The following is a 17,174-nucleotide window of genomic DNA, read 5'->3' as shown; positions in this document are numbered from 1 at the left end:
GTTAGCGCTTGCTAGAATAGCCATATAGATTTGCATTCGGAAAGGACGGTAGCAGAAACCATGGATAAACAAAATTATTTGAACCAAATAGCCGCCACCATTGCGCAGGGCCCTTATCGTGACGATTGGGAATCGCTCGGCGATTTTGAAATTCCGGCTTGGTATAAGCAAGCTAAATTCGGCATTTTCATTCACTGGGGCGTGTACACCGTTCCCGCCTTCGGCAACGAATGGTACCCGCGAAATATGTATATCCAGGACAGCAAGGAATATGAGCATCATATTGCCACCTATGGCGAGCATAAAAACTTTGGCTATAAGGATTTTATCCCGATGTTCCAGGCTGAAAAATTTAATGCTGACGAATGGGCCGACCTGTTCCAGCGCTCAGGAGCGAAATATGTGATGCCCGTTGCGGAGCATCATGATGGCTTTCAAATGTACAAAAGTGCCGTCTCCCGCTTTAACGCCTACGAAATGGGACCTAAACGGGATTTGCTGAATGAAATGAAAATCGCTTTTGAGCAAAAGAATTTGACCTTCTGCGCCTCGTCCCACCGTGCGGAGCATTGGTTCTTCCTATCGCATGGCAAGAAGTTTGAATCCGACGTTCATGAACCGCTTGCATGCGGCGACTTTTACTGGCCATCCATGCCAGAGCCGGAGGATCATTTCAGCCTATATGAATCCCCTCCAACAGATGAATATATGGAGGATTGGCTCATTCGCTGCTGCGAGCTGATCGATAATTATGAGCCGAAAATTTTATATTTTGACTGGTGGATTCAGCATGCCTCGTTCAAGCCGTATTTGAAAAAGCTCGCGGCGTATTATTACAATAAATCCGCCGAGCTGGGCTTCCAAGGCATTATTAACTATAAGCATGACGCTTATATGCTGGGCAGCGCTGTTCCCGATGTGGAACGCGGACAATTCGCTGAGCTGAAGCCTTATTACTGGCAGACGGATACCGCTGTAGCCCGCAACTCATGGAGCTATACGCCTAACAATGATTATAAATCGCCGCTGGAGCTCATTCAAGATTTGGTCGATATCGTCAGCAAAAACGGCAATCTGCTGCTCAATGTTGGACCGAAAGCCGATGGCACGATTCCTCAGGAGGATCAGGACATTTTGCTTGCAATTGGTGGCTGGCTTGAGACGAATGGCGAAGCGATCTATGATACGAGCTATTGGCGTACTTATGGGGAAGGACCGACGAAGGTTGCAGAGGGACAGTTTACAGACGGTAAAAGCAAAATATTCACACCGCAGGATATCCGCTTTACGGTGAAGGGAAGCAGCCTGTATGCGACTATACTCGTCTATCCAGAGGACGGCGAGGTGAAAATTACGTCGCTGAAGGAGAAATCCCACGATTTCCAAGGCATTATTCAACAGATCGAGGTGCTCGGCTTCGAGGAGCAGCCTGTCTGGGAGCGTACAGCAGAAGCACTCGTCGTGAAGACGAATGAGGTTCGCAGCCCATATCCGGTTGTGTTGAAGATTACAGTGGACTAATCAAATCAAGTCAGCCATGCATCTATAAAGCAAACCCACCAACAGCCTAATGAAGGCTAAAGGTGGGTTTTGTTGTTTTCCAGTCCAATTATCCCTCCAAAAATTCACAACATAAAGCTTCACACCATAAACCATTCGTCTACTTTCTTCCGATCATGATCTAATATCCAATCATTATACTGCTCATATATCCCCCGTAATGTCTCCACTTTATCAGCGATAATGTCCAGTCCTCTGTCATCATAGAGGTGAAATATCGTTTTGTTCGTTTCATTAATGATATAGATGTCCCCATCAATAATAGGATCAAGACCAAGCGAACGATTCGCAATCGCCTCCAAAAGATTACTGACGTTCAAATTCTTAAGCTTCACGCGGGCACAGTACCTCACTGTCACAATATCATCCGCATCATCCGGGCCCTTGTATCGATATTCCTGCTCTTGTTTTGACACTTCACTCATATGAATGCCATTAACATAATTTTTGAAAGTCTTATACACTTCTTTTTCAAAAAAAGTAACCGGGTGCTCGTCCCAGCTATCCATGAACAGCACAAAATAAATAAGATCATCGCGATGATTCACCGCATTAAATAAGGCCATCGCTCTACTTTTGACTTTCTCCGCTCTTGCCTTAGCAACACATACTTCTCCGCCCATTTCGAATCTAATGCCCACTGGCGCATTATAAAATATCGGGCTTTTTAAAGGCAGACCTTTAAAATAACGCCTTAAAAAGTGATCTAAATGTGATTCATTCACCCCATCATCACCACCTTCAAACCTTATTAATTTGCACCGGCCTGCGCATAAACCGCGTCTGATCCCGTTCGAAGCCATATTGCTCATACAGACCTTGCGCGTCCTTCGTACCGAGCAGCCCTGTCATACCTTGGAATTCCGGGGCATTCGTTATCGTTTCTATCAGCTTTTTGGAAATGCCCTGACCGCGGTAAGCCTCCAGCACAAACACATCGCATAAATAATAGGTCGTTGCACAGTCGGTAATGATTCTGGCAAAAGCAATCATTTGCTCCTGCTCGTTCTCTAGCTCGTAAACGCCATAGCAAATGGAATTTTCAATTGATTTGATAATCTTCTCAGCAGGCCGATTATTCGCCCAATAGCTGGTTGCTAAATAATCCACGACCACCTGCACCTGAATACGCAGCTTATCATCACTCACCACATAAGATTTGAAATTCAGCTCCATACGGCACCTCCAACGATTTAAATCTCTAATGTTAAAAATAGTATAACCGCTCTTTCCCACCTCCACCAGAAAACCGTTGTATAATAAATACAGCTCTATTGAAACGCTTCAATATTTGCTTAGACATATAAAATACGACCATTGCGAGGGAAAAAAAGATGTTTGATCCAACCGTATTCGATAATTTGAAGGTTGCTTTTGAGAATCAGCTGTACGACCTGGATACGCTGGACGAAACGATTCAGATTACAGGCCGCAAAGATACGATGGAAATGTCCGTGATGGGACGAGCCTTCAGCCTTGCCTTCCACTTAACTGGGCAGGAAGCGGTAACTGCCGAGCTGCGGCTTGAAGCCTCCTTGAAGGAGCTGGCCGCCGAGCTATTAGAGCTGCCGGGAGAAGCGCCCGGCTGCGAGCTGAGCTTGCTTTTTCATATGAGGGTGAAGGATTTCGAGCAGCAATGTCCGCAGATTGAGGCGGTATTCCAGCGAATTTGGCCGGAAAACCCCGTCCCTGTGCAGACGCTCAGCTTTGTTTACTCAGAAGGAGCGGCCACACCTAAGAATGAGATTAAGCTGCCGTTCAAGCGCAAAATCAACGAGGAGCAAATGGAGGATATTTCGAGTCTGCTGGAGCATGTTCTGTTGACGCTGCGAGCACTGGGCGAGGTTTCCGCTGCAAGCATCGTAGAGAAATAGGCGGCCCACCGCATAACAGGCTAACTATCCCATAGCCAATACAGTCTACATCATCATAAAAAGAAGAGCCCGCAGCCAATGCGGGCTCTTGCTCCTTGCACTATTTTCACAAGCAATCGCTTATTTAATCAGATCTACAGCATCCTGCGGCACAAATGCATCGGTTCCGTTGTACACGATAACGCCCTTAAGACTCGTTTTCTTCCCGTTCAGGACGGCGATGTTTTTGTAAATGTGCAGCTCCAGCTTCTGGCTGCCCTTCGTCACGAGGATAGTAGGGTTTTTCGCATCCTTCAGGTTTAGCTCGTATTTCGCTCCTTTAGCTGTAAAAGCCTGCTTCGCTGGCACGAATAGTTGCTTGCTGACCGCATCCAGATCAAGATCCAGCACGCGGGCCATATACTTCGCAACATCGGTATTGTCGATGACGCCAAACGGACGGTCATTATTCGGAGCGTACGTGTAAAGCACCGCATCTCCACCTGTATGTCCGCCAGTCGTCCAGCCAATACCTGCACGCTTGCTGATCATCGGGCCTACTGCATAATTCATTCTGCCCGGCTCCGCAGCTTTAATCGCCGCCATTTCCTCCGCCGTCAAATCCGAAATGCCATAATATTGCTGAAGCACGGATTTAATATTCGTTCTCTTCGCATCGAGCTTCGCTTCCAAGCCTTCACCCGTCAGCTTCGCTTTCTTCAGCGGGCCAATGAAGGTGGACAATGGCTCTTTATCGTAGGTGCCTGTCGTCGCAGCGTTGCCAATCGTCAAACCGCCATTGCCATGGTCGGTTACAGCAACAACCGCGGTCTGCTTGTCCTTTTTCGCAAAATCCAGCGCTACCTTAACCGCATTATCAAACGCCAGCACATCGCTGATAATACCGATTGGATCGTTGGCATGAGCTGCCCAATCCACCTTGCTGCCCTCTACCATGAGGAAAAAGCCGTCTTTATCCTGGGAAAGGATGTCGATCGCTTTTTGCGTCATATCGGCGAGGCTTGGCTGCTTGGCGGGATCGCGGTCCATATCATAGGACATACCTGCTGGAGCAAACATCCCCCACAGCTTACCCGACTTGGAAGCTTTCATCGCCGCTGGCGTCGTCACATAGTCGTAGCCGAGCGCTTTAATGGAAGTCACCAAATTTTCGCCATCGCTGCGGCCGGATGGAACCAAATAATCGCTGCCGCCGCCTAATACAACATCGACCTGATTATATACCTGCTGCTTGCTTAGGGCATCGTAGTTTTTACGGTCTGGATAGTGGGCGGTAAAATCAGCCGGAGTCGCATGCATGATCTCCGAGGTTGCAATGATGCCAGTCGCTTTTCCCGCAAGCTTGGAAGCTTCCAGCACGGAAGCGACAGGCTTTCGCTCATCGCCCGGTGCAATAGCTTTTTGACCTGGCATTGTCGCCTTGTCTGGCAAAACGCCAACAAAACCCGTATGCGATTTATGTCCAGTGGCAAAAGCGGTACCGGCAGGTGCAGAATCCGCAATCGGCGCATCTGCCGAGTGGGTGCGGACCATTCCGCTCGCCATTTGATCAAGCGTTAATGAAGAGCCTTTATACCATCTGGCGAGCGCCGTTGCATCATTTGCCATGCCGTCAGGAATGAGAATGATCACATTTTTAATTGGCGATTGCTCATCCTCTGCGCTCACTCCGCTGTTTCCCCCTACAGTTGTTACTGCCACAATAGTCGCTACGGCAAGTGCCACCTTAGCTGCACGAGCATGGAACCTCTTTAACATGTACATCCCCCTATTAACTAGATTGGATTGGATAAGGCTTCAACACAACTAGTTTAATAGGGAATTGATAGAGGAATGTAAAGATGGCCTTGACGTTTTGTAAATTTACAACAATTGCCCAAATTTAGTTTATCGCTTGAAACCTTACGTATACATGCGTTTTTTCTGCTTTTTTCAACTTTATTCAACAATATATTTTGATAAATTCAATAAAACATCTTCCCTCCACATAATTTTCCATGGTAGTATTATACTATTGAGCAAAAAGACCTATTTTTATCATCTTCCAGAGTGAGTACATAGTCTTAATATTTTAGGTCCTATGCACAATATGCAATTGTTTGGCAAACAGAGAATAGATAAGGGAGAGAGTTATGATGATTGGCAACATGGCAAGCAAACGTATTTCTGTCGCACTTGTTTTTGCAATGGTCTTATCCATTTTTTCCACGAACTACATCGCATTTGGGGCAGAGGCTGCCTCCTCCTCCGTGTCGTTCACAGACATCGAGAAATCTTATGCTAAGGATGAAGTAACCGCTCTAGTAGAAAAAGGTATACTCGGCGGTTATGGCGATGGCAGCTTTAAGCCTTCGAACTCCATTACACGCGCGGAACTAGCTAAAGTACTTGTGCTTGCTCTAGGTAAAGAGCAGGATGCTGCAAGCGCAGCACCTTTCAAAGATGTGGACAGCAAAAGCTGGTATAGCGGCTATGTTGGCGCACTGGTGAAATCCGGCATTACGCAAGGCATTTCCGCCGACCAGTTCGCTCCGAACAAAACCGTTACACGCGAGGAGCTCGCTGTATTTTTTATTCGCACCTTCGGTTTGGACCAAGCTGCTCAAGCGGTACCGCTGGATGAGAAGCTAACGGACATCTCCACCGTGTCGACATGGGCGAAAAGCTACGTTTCCTTCGCCTATCAAATCGGCTTTATTAAAGGCGTAGCCCATGCAGACGGTACGACTCGCTTCAATCCGTCGGGCGTAGCTGATCGTCAAGCGTTAGCGCGTCTAGCCTACGAATTCGTCTTCAATAAGACAACCTATGAGCTGGCTGCAGCTTCGCTTGGTGCAGCTGCTACACCAGCGCCATCTGCTACACCGACTCCTACAAACCCGCCGAAGTCATCAGACAGCAGCAGCGGTGGTGGAAACAGTGGCGGGAACAATGGTGGGAATAATGGCGGATCGACGAGTACTTCCATTAATTCCGCAGGTGAACACACACTAGGTGCGGTGACTGGCGATGTGCGCATCACTGCTGCTAATGTTACCCTTAAAAACACAACGATTACGGGTAATCTATCCTTGGAAACGAGCATCGGAAATGGCGATGTAACGCTCCAAAACGTTACCGTTAGCGGATCGACGACCATTAATGGCGGAGGCCCTAACAGTATTCACGTACAAAACTCCACTTTGGCAACCGTCATTGTAGACAAGCAAGACGGAAGCATTCGTCTCGTATTGGAGAACGGAACGGATGTTCAGCAGGTTACCATTCGCTCTGGTGCGATTATCGAAACACAGCCAGGGGTTGGACAAGTTGGAAACCTCAACATCTCAAGCAACGTTCCACATAATGCGCAAGTTTCGTTAAACGGCGTATTTAATTCGGTTTCCGTCTATGCCGAGCAAGCGGCCATCACGCTAGGCGAGAACGGCTCTATCGGTCAACTGGATGTATTCGCAAGCGCACTGAATACCGTTTTCCACCTGGAACAAGGCTCTAACGTTGCAAATGCCGTACTTGATTCGATCGTTTCCTTCCTTGGACAAGGTTCGATTACTGATGCAGTGGTCAATGCAGACGGCGTGGACTTCAGATCGCTGCCAAGCCAGCCAAACCTGCAAGCCGATCCTGCGGTTTCCAGCATCATTGCAGAACCTGCAATAGGCTTTGAGCTTTCAGCTATTGGAGCAACTCGTCAAATCGTAGCGACAGGCGTCAAATACACAGCTAACGCTAGAGATATTACGACTCAATCCAACTGGACCAGTTCAGATGCATCTGTAGCCGAAGTCGTATACGGCAAGGTTAAAGCGGTCGGCGAAGGTACGACCTTCATTACAGCAACCTATGGCTTGTACAATGTACAGGTTCCTGTAACGGTAGCCGTTTATGAGCAAGGGTACCCGACGATTTCAGCGGTACAAGTAATGAACGGCGCAGTTGATGTTTCTTTTGATCAGCTGGTAGATGATGTGAATCTATCTGATTTCGCGATTTCCGCAACGGTGAACGGAGCAGCTTATGAGCTGAGCGGCTTGCAATATGCGGATGGCAAAATCACCTTTAATCCAGTTGACAGCTATGGCTCCACACTGTACGTACATGTTGAAGCGAATGAAGCAAAATCCAAGTTCGCAGGCAGCCAGAGCGGCGCGGTTAAACTGACAGGCTTTGGCGGTAAAATTATTGATGTTTCCCGCAATCCTGTAGCTAACCTGACGATTGAGTTCCGTAAAGGACTCGGCGCTACAAGTGGCCCAGTTGTTGGAACAGCTGTAACCGATGCTAACGGAAGATATTACATTTATTTAGCTCCTGGCATTTACACAGGTGAGCTCGGCGGCGTAGGCACGCCATATGTAACGACCTATATGACCGCAGTATCAGCTGTCAATGTAAATAACCAAGATGAAAACCAGACTGCAATCGGCATCCCATCCGAAAATGAAACGCGTATCGTATTGACATGGGGCAAGGACCCTGCCGATCTGGATTCGCATTTGCTTGGACCAGCCGTACAAGGAGGAATCTTCCACACTTGGTATGCGGATAAAGTTTATTATTATAACAATTCCAAAATGGTCGATCTGGATCTAGATGACACCTCGTCCTATGGACCTGAAACAACAACGATCCGTAAAGATACAAACGGCACGTACACTTTCTATGTGCATCATTACTCCGGAGCAAGCACGATTTCGGCTTCCGGTGCGAAAATTGAAGTGTACCGCGGTTCTTCCCCTACACCAATTAAAGTGTACGAAGTGCCAACGGATAGAGGCAACGAGCGTTATTGGACTGTATTCACGATGACCATCACGGGTGGTCAAGTGACATTCACGGATGTTAATGCATTCTCGAATACCAATCCTGTATGGGGTCTGAACATTGTAAATAACGGTCAAAGACCTTCTGAAGAACCAGAGCAAGAAGAAGAAGAGCAGGAACAACAGCCCGAGCAAGAGCCACAACCTGAGCAGCAACCAGAACAGCAGCCTGATCCACAAACTGCACCTTAATAGGTGGCACAAGGTGAAACGGCTTTCGCCGTCCTCTGGCGGCGCGTTTCATTCCGAGAAATAGAGAGAAAGGATGGAAAAATCATATCCTTTCCTATATTTTAAAAAACAGCCCGTCGGTACCGCCTTATACTTCAGGCAACCGCTGGGCAACCAACAAAAGCAGCATGACCGCTGAATCGGTCATGCTGCTTTTTTGCCTTTTTAAATATACGATTGCGTCACTCGCTTCCCCGCTTACATAAAAAGGTGGCTACTTAGCCAAATTATGACTTGGAGCACTTTGGAGTTCGGTTAAGGAGGTTGACGCTGGCATGTTTTTCAATCATACAAATTCTAGTGGCACAAAACAGCCGAAGGGCGGCTCGTCCCGAAAGGAAGGAAAGGAAGCTCCCTTCAGCCCGTCGCTCAAAAATAACATCGATACCTTTTCCCGGAGGCTGGGCCATAGCTCGGATCTGGAAATCAAGTCCTTTGTTAGTGACTTGGCTCCCGATATTACGATGTCTCTCATTTATTTGAGCGAAATGGTGAATGAGCAGACGTTGAATGACTTTATCCTCCGCCCTCTGATGGTCGTAAAAGCACAAGCCGAGGAGCGCAGCGATGATTTGATTCGTTTAATAAAGGAGCAAATGATCCAAGTTGGCTCGACCTATTCGACCGATTCCATTGAGGAGGCGATCGATATGCTTCTTAATGGGTACTGCCTCATGCTCATCCAGGAGTCGACCACCGGGCTCATGATCAATGTGAGCAGCAAAGAAGGCCGAACCGTCAGCGAGCCGACGACCCAAACCGTTCTGCGCGGGCCGCAGCAAAGCTTTAATGAAAGCTTGAGCACCAATATTAATCTGATTCGCCAAATTATAAAGTCGCCTGATTTGCATATTGAATCCATGATCATCGGCACCCAGACACGCACACAAATTGCAATGGTCTATTTGCATGGAATCGCCTCGGAGGATGTCGTCAAGACGATTTATGATCGGCTTGCCGCTATTGAGGTCGGCAGCATACTCGAAAGCGGCTATATCGAAGCGCTTATTCAAGATAAAGTATATACGCCCTTCCCCACCCTCATGAATTCGGAACGCCCCGATGCGGTAGCGGGAGGCCTATTGGAGGGACAAATAGCGGTTTTGGTTGATGGAACGCCCTTCGTACTGCTCGCTCCAGTGACGCTGTTTCAATTTTTTCAGACGCCAGAGGATTATTATCATCGCTTTGATATCGCCACCTTTCTACGGTTGATTCGCTTCGTCGCTTTTCTGATTTCCATGCTGCTGCCAGCTTTATATATCGCGGTAACGACGTTTCATCAGGAAATGCTGCCGACCACGCTGCTCATTACGCTTGCAGCCCAGCGGGAAGGCATTCCTTTCCCCGGACTAGTCGAGGCGATGAGCATGGAGCTCACCTTCGAGGTGCTGCGTGAAGCGGGCGTGCGAATGCCGCGGGCTATTGGACCAGCCATCTCCATTGTCGGCGCACTCGTTTTAGGACAAGCGGCTGTGGATGCGGGAATTGTATCAGCGGGTATGGTCATGGTCGTATCCTTTACCGCCATCTCAAGCTTTGTCATCCCGCAGTTTAATATTGCAATTTCTGCCCGTCTCATCCGTTTTACGTTTATGCTGCTGGCCGGCGTATTCGGCTTTTTGGGCATTGTCGCCGGTTTTCTCGCGATGCTTATTCATTTGGCAGGGCTCGAATCGTTTGGCGTGCCCTATATGTCGCCGCTCGCTCCCTTCAACTGGTCCAGTATGAAGGACACATTCATCCGCGCGCCGCATAAGGTGCTGCTGAAGCGTGAAGCTACCAATAAAATTAACCGCTCCAGCAAGCTGGAATAAACGATAGGTCCAAACGACAAGCACTGAAAGGAGGACTCGCCATGTATCGGCTGCTGACGCGCACCATCTGTTCGTTTCTCATCCTCATGCTGCTTGGCGGCTGCTGGAATCGCGTCGAAATGAATGAAATCGGCATTATTTCAGCCACAGCTGTAGATTGGGAAAAAGGAAAATGGGTCGTATCGTACCAATTGGTCATCCCGCAGGCCATTTCCTCTCAAGGGAACAGCTCAGCAACGGGCGATGCGCCGGTAAATGTATTTTCAACGGAGGCGGAGAGCATCCGCAAAGCGATCGGTGATGCCAGCCGCGAAATGTCGCGCAAGCTTTATTTTGCCCACAATCAAATCATTGTCATTAGCGACACCGTGGCGAAGAAGGGCATTTCGCCGCTATTGGAAATTTATATGCGCAACACCGATGCCCGCGAAACGGTATCCATGTTTATAGCCAAGGGCAAAGCTCGCAAGCTCATTGAGCAGCTGCTGCCTGTCGAGAAAATCCCAGGAACAGCTGTACAGCGTCTGGTTGAAAATGAAGCAGCCAGCAGCTCCGTCTATCCGGATATGACGATGTATCGCATTTTGCTCGATCTGCTTGGTCCTGCGCAGGCAACCGGCATTCCCCAGCTGATGATTTCCGGCGCCAAGCAGCCGCTCAGCTCCGTCGACAACTTAAAGGAGACGTACACGCGGGCCAAAATCAAGCTGGGGGAGCTTGGCGTTATTTCTGGAGACAAGCTCAAGGGCTGGCTTACGCCCGATGAGGCGGCAGGCGTCATGTGGCTATCCGATAAAGTGAAGCGCACGACGCTGGAATTTGATTGTACAAATAAGGGCGAACCGAAGGATTCCTCTATTATTATCGGCGGTGCTAAAACCTCGCTAAAGCCGGAGCAGCGCTCTGACGGGCGCTGGATTATGAATATAAGCGTCAAAGCGAACGGAACGCTGCTTGAATATACCTGCCCAAACGACCTCCAGAAGCCGGAGCTGCTCAAGCAGGAGGAGCAGAAAATCGCCGAGGAAATTAAAAACAAGATGGAAACGAGCTGGAAAGCGGTGAGCCGCCTGCGAACGGATATAGTCGGCTTCGGGAAAGCGATCAGCAGCAAATACCCGAAGCAATGGAAGCAAATGCAGAAGGATTGGAATGAAGAATTTCCCGAAACGGTGCTGAATATTGACGTCAAGTTCAAGCTCGCCCGCATTGGCTTCAGCAACCATACATTCAAAGAAGCGCAGTCGAATACGAGAAAGTAGAAGCAAAGTAGGCTTGGAGAGGAGGAGCAAGGCGATGACGAAGACGCCCAAAATCGGCAAAATGCAGCTTGCTGTCATGATTTTATTATTCGAAATCGGCAGTACTCCGCTCTTCGAGCTGGGCGTAGGCGCCAAGCAGGATTCCTGGCTTGCAATGGCCGTCGCAGCAGTGATAGGCGGTGCTTTTCTTTGGATGCTGCTTCGCATTCAGATGCGGTCGCCGGACGCCGATATGCCCGAGCTTTACAAGCAGCTGTTCGGCAAATGGCTGGGCGTAACGCTTGCCGTTCCGCAAGCGCTCATTTTCGCCTACGAATCAATGCGCAACGTTCGCGATTTTGGCGAGCTGACGGTGATGACGATTTTGAATAAAACGCCGCAATGGAGCATTATGCTGCTCATTATTTTGCTCTCCTTATACGCCATATGGAAAGGCGTCGAAGTGTTTTTTCGGCTGGTGGAGCTTTTGTTTCCGATCGTATTTTTCAGTTATATTTTTCTGATTGCTCTGCTTATTCAGTCCGGGCTGCCGGACTTCCACCGTCTGCTGCCCATTATGGGCAATGGAATTGGACCGATTTTCAAAGCCGCTGTGCCGGATATCGTCGCGTTCCCGTTCGCACAGATGCTGACGCTGTTGATGTTCTGGAAATATGTGAAGCCGGTTGCGGCCAGATTAAAAACAACTTACAGCGCGTATACGATTGTGGCGCTCTTCCTGATTTTTATGAACATGCTCATTATGTCCGTGCTTGGACCCGCATTATCAGGCTACAGCATGATGCCCTTTCTGGAGGTTGTCCAGCTCATTCGGATTGCCGATTTCCTCGAACGACTGGATGTGGTGGTGACGATTTTGCTGATTATCGGATTATTCGTCAAGCTTTCACTGCTCTTTATGGCCGCTGTGCTGGCATTAAGCTCACTTCTGCGCATTCCATACCGCAAATGTGCCGTCATAGTAGCAGCTCTTATTTATGGAGCCTCCTTCCTTGAAGCCAACAACACGGTCCATCTATGGGTTGGATTAAAATACACGGTAAAATATGTGACTCCCGCCCAAATGTCTATACTGTTTATCGCGTTCCTGATCGGTTTCGTTCGCAAAACAAAGCCGCCGGAACGCTCGCACTAGCTGGGAATCCTCACTTTTTTCATAGCCCGCTTCTATTTTCAAGGCTATATCCTGTATAATAGTGTCAACTATCTTCACATGAGGAGGTGGACGCTATCGTACAAACGCTGCTGCAGCTGACAATCCGTGATATTTTACGACGGCCCTTGTTCCAAAAAGCCGAGGTGCTCGCAAGTGAAGAAGCGTTGAACCGCACCGTCAGATGGGTCCACATTATGGAGGTCATTCAAGCTGGGCAGCTTTTAAGCGGCGGCGAGCTTATATTGACGACAGGCATCGGCTGGCAGGAGGATGAGGAGCACAGTCTGATTTTTCTACAGCAATTGCTTAATTCAGGCGCTTCTGGGCTCTGTATTAAGCTGGTCCCTTATACGGCTAGACTACCGGAACGCATGCTGGAGCTGGCAAAAGACGAGCATTTCCCCATTCTCCTCTTCCACGAGCAAGTTCGCTACATTGACATCACCCAGGATCTTCATGCCCACTTCATTAATCAGCATCATAAAACAGTGTCCGAGCTGGAAGCATTATCTAAGCAGCTCGGACAGCTGAGGACCCAATATATCGAGGAAAAACGCCGTTATCAAGATGACCTATGGCTCGCTGACTGGCTTTCCGGAAAACACGGCTTAACCGAAATCAGCTATTATATTCGCTATATTAAACCGTCTGCCAAGCTTGGCAGCATAGCGGTATGCGTGTTTCAATTGGAAGCCGCGCAAATGGAAACGAAGGATTTTGAAGCGCTGATGCTGCAGCGCAATATGGTGGCGCGTGCGATTTTTGAGGGGGAAGGCTTTCATTTGTTCCCGTTGCTGCTCCAAGGGCAAATGGTGTTTATTTTACTCGATCAGCTGGAGCAGCTTAATTGGAAGGAACGGGTGCTGCGAGTCGTTGAGCGGCTGCGCCGGACGGACATGAAGCAGGGGCCCGCATTGTTCTCGGGCCTTTGGGGCATCGGAAAGTCGAGGGTGCAGCCTGACCAAGCAGCGGAAAGCTATGCAACCGCGAAGGAGACGATAGCCATTCAGCTGGATGCCGGACCGCTGCCAGCCCCCTTTTTCGACGAGCTGCACACATACAAAATCATTTCCGCGCTGAAAAAAAGCGGGATGCTGGAAGCGCTGATCCGTGATTACATTGAACCGCTTGCCTCCTATGACAAGGAAAAACACGGCCAGCTGCTGCTCACGCTGAAAACCTATTTAATCCGTTCCGGCTCGAAGCAGGATACAGCCCGCGAGCTGTTCATCGCCCGGCAGACGCTTTATCATCGCTTGGATAAAATCATTGCGCTGCTGGGCGAGGACTTTATGAACGCCGATAAGCGGCTCGCCATTGAGCTGGCTGTTAACGCCTATGAATATACGCGTGGAGCCATCCGTTAAAAGGGGCAAGAGGATGGCGAGGATTACGCAGATGGCGCGGCGCTTGAGCTGGAGGAGGATGCAGTAGTTGATGCCTTAGCCTGTGCCAGCTGCTTGATCAGCAAATTGGTTAAATGCTTGCGCGCATCGGCAGTAAGCAACTGCACCGTCGCGGCTTCTCCTCCCGGATGCTGGAGCGTTACCGTCGCTCCGCTCAAATTTTCCTCAATGTCGATAAATATAAACTGCCTGACCATATAGCCATCCAGCTTCGCCTTCTCCTCCAAAACCTGCTGATAGTCCGACACTTCGATCCCTCCTCGCTATCGTTGAACCGTCTATTTGCTGCTTGTGCTGCCTGCTGTATCAGGTGCAGCAGGCAGCTCCCCCTGCACAGGCTGTTTGTAAGACGCGCGCTTCACATATTGTCCGGCGCCTGCTCTTCCGACGAAGGCCAGATCGCGAATGACAAACTCGCCGCGCGACAGCACGCTGACCGGAGCTCCGGTTACAGCCATTCCTTCAAACGGATTATAGTCTACATTCATATGATGCGTCGCTTCCGAAATGACCCTCTGGATCGTCGGATCGAAAATCACGATGTCGGCATCGCTACCTACCGCAATCGTGCCCTTGCGTGGAAACAACCCGAACAGCTTCGCGCTGCGCGTCGAAACCAGATCGACAAACTGGTTCAGCGTTAATCGCCCTTTCGCCACGCCTTCGGAATAAAGCAGTGAGAAGCGGTCTTCGATGATGGGTCCGCCATTCGGGATTTTGCTGAAATCATCGCGTCCGAGCTCTTTTTGCCCGCTGAAATTAAAGGAGCATTGGTCCGAGCCAATCGTTTGCAGCCCGCCCGTGCGCAGCACATTCCATAAGACCTCCTGATGCCGAGCCTCGCGCAGCGGCGGCGACCATACGTATTTGGCTCCCTCAAACTCCGGCAGCGCCAAATACGATTGATCAAGCAGCAAATATTGCGGACAGGTCTCTCCCCAGACGTCAAAGCCCTGCTCCCTCGCCTCAGCAATGGCTTTTACCGCCTCCTCGCAGGTGACATGCACGACGTACAGCCTCGCTCCGGTCAAGCCCGCAAGCTTCGCGGCTCTTCCCGTCGCCTCTCCCTCCAGCATCGATGGGCGGGTCAGCGCATGATAGATCGGCTCCGTATGCCCCTCCGCCAATGCCTTGGCAATGAGATAGTCGATGACATCGCCGTTCTCGGCATGGACCATAACCATCGCTCCCAGCTCGCTCGCGGTCAGCATCGTACGGTAGAGCGTGCCGTCGTCGGCTTGGAACACATTTTTGTAAGCCATAAACACCTTGAACGACGTAATGCCCTCCGTGTGGACAATATCCGGCAGCTCGGCCAGTACCGCATCGTTGATTTCGCCAATCATCAGATGAAAGCCGTAGTCGATTGCCGACTTGCCGGCTGCTTTGGCATGCCACTTCTGAATCGAATCGGCCAGTGGCTTGCCTTTATCCGTCAGGCAAAAATCAATAATCGTCGTCGTTCCGCCAAATGCGGCAGCCATCGTCCCCGTCTCAAAATCATCCGCCGTCACGGTTCCGCCGAACGGCATATCCAGATGTGTATGCGGATCAATGCCGCCGGGAAATAGATATTTCCCAGAAGCATCGATGATTTCCGCGCCGCCAGCCACGCCAGCAGCTTCAAGCTCCGTCCCGATAGCCTTAATCGCGTCTCCTTCAATCAGCACATCCGCCTGATACGTATCCGCAGCGGTTACGATCATCCCATTTCGAATCAGCTTCGCCATAGGCTACACCGCCTCTCTCGCGCTTGATTTGGCATTTCCTTCGCCGCCGCCCAAGCCCGCAATCGCTTCCTGACGCTCGTTCCATGACATCGGCATTGCGGAAGACGGCACCTCTATCATCGAGATCGCACCTTCGACCGGGCAAACGATTGAGCACAAATTGCAGCCGACACAGTCCTCCTCCCTTACTTTCAAGTAAGCGCGCCCGCCTTCGTCCGTATGCCGCTCAATGCATTGATGCGAGGTGTCCTCGCAGGCGATATGGCATTTGTTGCATACGATACATTCTTCCTCATGAATGCGGGCAACGACTTGGTAATTCAAATCGAGATCGCCCCAGTCCGAATAACGGGACACCGATTTGCCGATCAGCTCCATCGCCGACGATAGTCCCTTGTCGCCTAGGTAATTGTTCAAGCCGTCAATCATATCCTCGACAATGCTGAAGCCATGATGCATCGCTGCTGTGCACACTTGAACCCCCGTTGCGCCCATCAGCATAAATTCGACCGCATCGCGCCAATTGGAAATGCCGCCGATTCCCGAAATTGGGATGTTCACCTGCGGATTACGAGCACATTCCGCGACCATGTTCAGCGCAATCGGCTTCACGGCAGGGCCGCAATAGCCCCCATGCGCACCTTTGCCGCCCACATGCGGAATCGTGAGCCAAGAATCCAGATCAACGCCAGCGAGCGAGTTAATCGTGTTAATTAGGGAAATTGCATCCGCGCCGCCCCGCGTCGCCGCCTTTGCCGTCGCCGTAATGTCGGTAATATTTGGCGTCAGCTTCACGATAACCGGCGTCTGCGCCGCCTCCTTCGCCCACATCGTCTGCGCTTCGACCAGATCCGGCTGCTGCCCGGAGGCTGCGCCCATGCCGCGCTCTGCCATGCCATGCGGACAGCCGAAGTTCAGCTCAAGGCCATCTACGCCGACCGCCTCGACCTTTTTGACGATTTCATGCCATTTCTCGCGGCTTGGCTCGACCATCAGCGAAGCGATGACCGCATGATCCGGGAATCTTTTTTTCGTCTCATAGATTTCCTTTAGGTTGATCTCCAGCGGACGATCCGTAATGAGCTCAATATTGTTGAAGCCCGCAACCCGCTGCCCGTTAAAATGAACGGCGGCAAAGCGCGAGGACGTATTGATAATGGGATCACCCAGCGTCTTCCACACGGCGCCGCCCCAGCCCGCCTCGAATGCGCGCTGCACCTGATAGCCTGTATTGGTAGGCGGCGCAGATGCCAGCCAGAACGGATTCGGGGATGTTATGCCCGCTAGATTGATGCGCAAATCTGCCATTGTCGTT

13 protein-coding genes are annotated in these 17,174 nt (G+C 50.1%); 7 read left to right on the top strand and 6 right to left on the bottom strand.

Annotated features, from left to right (window positions below):
• Nucleotides 1-60: 60 nt before the first annotated feature.
• The gene (locus MHB80_RS03510; RefSeq protein ID WP_341280870.1) at nt 61-1,521 is read left to right on the top strand and encodes an alpha-L-fucosidase; all 1,461 of its coding nucleotides are present in this window, start codon (nt 61-63) and stop codon (nt 1,519-1,521) included.
• 119 nt (nt 1,522-1,640) lie between these two features.
• Here the strand turns inward: MHB80_RS03510 and MHB80_RS03505 are convergent, their stop codons facing one another.
• On the bottom strand, nt 1,641-2,285 hold the full coding sequence (locus MHB80_RS03505) for a DUF3885 domain-containing protein (RefSeq protein WP_341280869.1): 645 nt from the start codon (nt 2,283-2,285) through the stop codon (nt 1,641-1,643).
• Nucleotides 2,286-2,301: 16 nt separating this feature from the next.
• Nucleotides 2,302-2,736: a GNAT family N-acetyltransferase gene (locus MHB80_RS03500; protein ID WP_341280868.1), complete on the bottom strand. Its 435-nt coding sequence runs from the start codon at nt 2,734-2,736 to the stop codon at nt 2,302-2,304.
• Between the two features lie 158 nt (nt 2,737-2,894).
• Between MHB80_RS03500 and MHB80_RS03495 the strand changes: the two genes are divergently transcribed.
• Nucleotides 2,895-3,434: a hypothetical protein gene (locus tag MHB80_RS03495; protein ID WP_341280867.1), complete on the top strand. Its 540-nt coding sequence runs from the start codon at nt 2,895-2,897 to the stop codon at nt 3,432-3,434.
• Between the two features lie 120 nt (nt 3,435-3,554).
• On the opposite strand, the gene MHB80_RS03490 is transcribed toward MHB80_RS03495, so the two are convergent.
• Entirely contained in the window at nt 3,555-5,192 is a 1,638-nt protein-coding gene (locus MHB80_RS03490; protein WP_341280866.1) for an alkaline phosphatase, read from the bottom strand.
• A gap of 374 nt (nt 5,193-5,566) precedes the next feature.
• On the opposite strand from MHB80_RS03490, the gene MHB80_RS03485 reads away from it, so the two are divergent.
• From MHB80_RS03485 to MHB80_RS03465, 5 genes are all read left to right on the top strand, one after another.
• Complete coding sequence (locus MHB80_RS03485) at nt 5,567-8,449, top strand: S-layer homology domain-containing protein (protein ID WP_341280865.1); 2,883 nt, start codon at nt 5,567-5,569, stop codon at nt 8,447-8,449.
• 314 nt (nt 8,450-8,763) lie between these two features.
• Entirely contained in the window at nt 8,764-10,305 is a 1,542-nt protein-coding gene (locus tag MHB80_RS03480) for a spore germination protein (protein ID WP_341280864.1), read from the top strand.
• 41 nt (nt 10,306-10,346) lie between these two features.
• The gene (locus MHB80_RS03475) at nt 10,347-11,567 is read left to right on the top strand and encodes a Ger(x)C family spore germination protein (protein ID WP_341280863.1); all 1,221 of its coding nucleotides are present in this window, start codon (nt 10,347-10,349) and stop codon (nt 11,565-11,567) included.
• A 34-nt stretch (nt 11,568-11,601) separates the two neighbouring features.
• A complete protein-coding gene (locus MHB80_RS03470) occupies nt 11,602-12,702 on the top strand; it encodes a GerAB/ArcD/ProY family transporter (RefSeq protein ID WP_341280862.1) in 1,101 nt (366 codons plus the stop codon).
• Between the two features lie 86 nt (nt 12,703-12,788).
• The gene (locus MHB80_RS03465) at nt 12,789-14,090 is read left to right on the top strand and encodes a PucR family transcriptional regulator (RefSeq protein ID WP_341280861.1); all 1,302 of its coding nucleotides are present in this window, start codon (nt 12,789-12,791) and stop codon (nt 14,088-14,090) included.
• Between the two features lie 23 nt (nt 14,091-14,113).
• On the opposite strand, the gene MHB80_RS03460 is transcribed toward MHB80_RS03465, so the two are convergent.
• Genes MHB80_RS03460 through preA form a run of 3 tightly spaced genes read right to left on the bottom strand, consistent with a single transcriptional unit; the run spans nt 14,114 to nt 17,167 of the window.
• Nucleotides 14,114-14,377: a hypothetical protein gene (locus MHB80_RS03460; RefSeq protein WP_341280860.1), complete on the bottom strand. Its 264-nt coding sequence runs from the start codon at nt 14,375-14,377 to the stop codon at nt 14,114-14,116.
• Between the two features lie 30 nt (nt 14,378-14,407).
• Nucleotides 14,408-15,859 (bottom strand): dihydropyrimidinase, encoded by a 1,452-nt coding sequence (gene hydA, locus MHB80_RS03455; RefSeq protein ID WP_341280859.1) that lies wholly within the window; start codon nt 15,857-15,859, stop codon nt 14,408-14,410.
• A 3-nt stretch (nt 15,860-15,862) separates the two neighbouring features.
• Nucleotides 15,863-17,167, bottom strand: coding sequence for an NAD-dependent dihydropyrimidine dehydrogenase subunit PreA (preA, locus tag MHB80_RS03450; RefSeq protein WP_341280858.1), 1,305 nt, complete (start codon nt 17,165-17,167; stop codon nt 15,863-15,865).
• Between the last annotated feature and the right edge of the window lie 7 nt (nt 17,168-17,174).

It is taken from the genome of Paenibacillus sp. FSL H8-0537, assembly GCF_038051995.1.
Lineage (GTDB): Bacteria > Bacillota > Bacilli > Paenibacillales > Paenibacillaceae > Pristimantibacillus.
The sequence above is the reverse complement of the archived record's forward strand: the minus strand, read 5'-3'. Positions and strand labels throughout refer to the sequence as shown.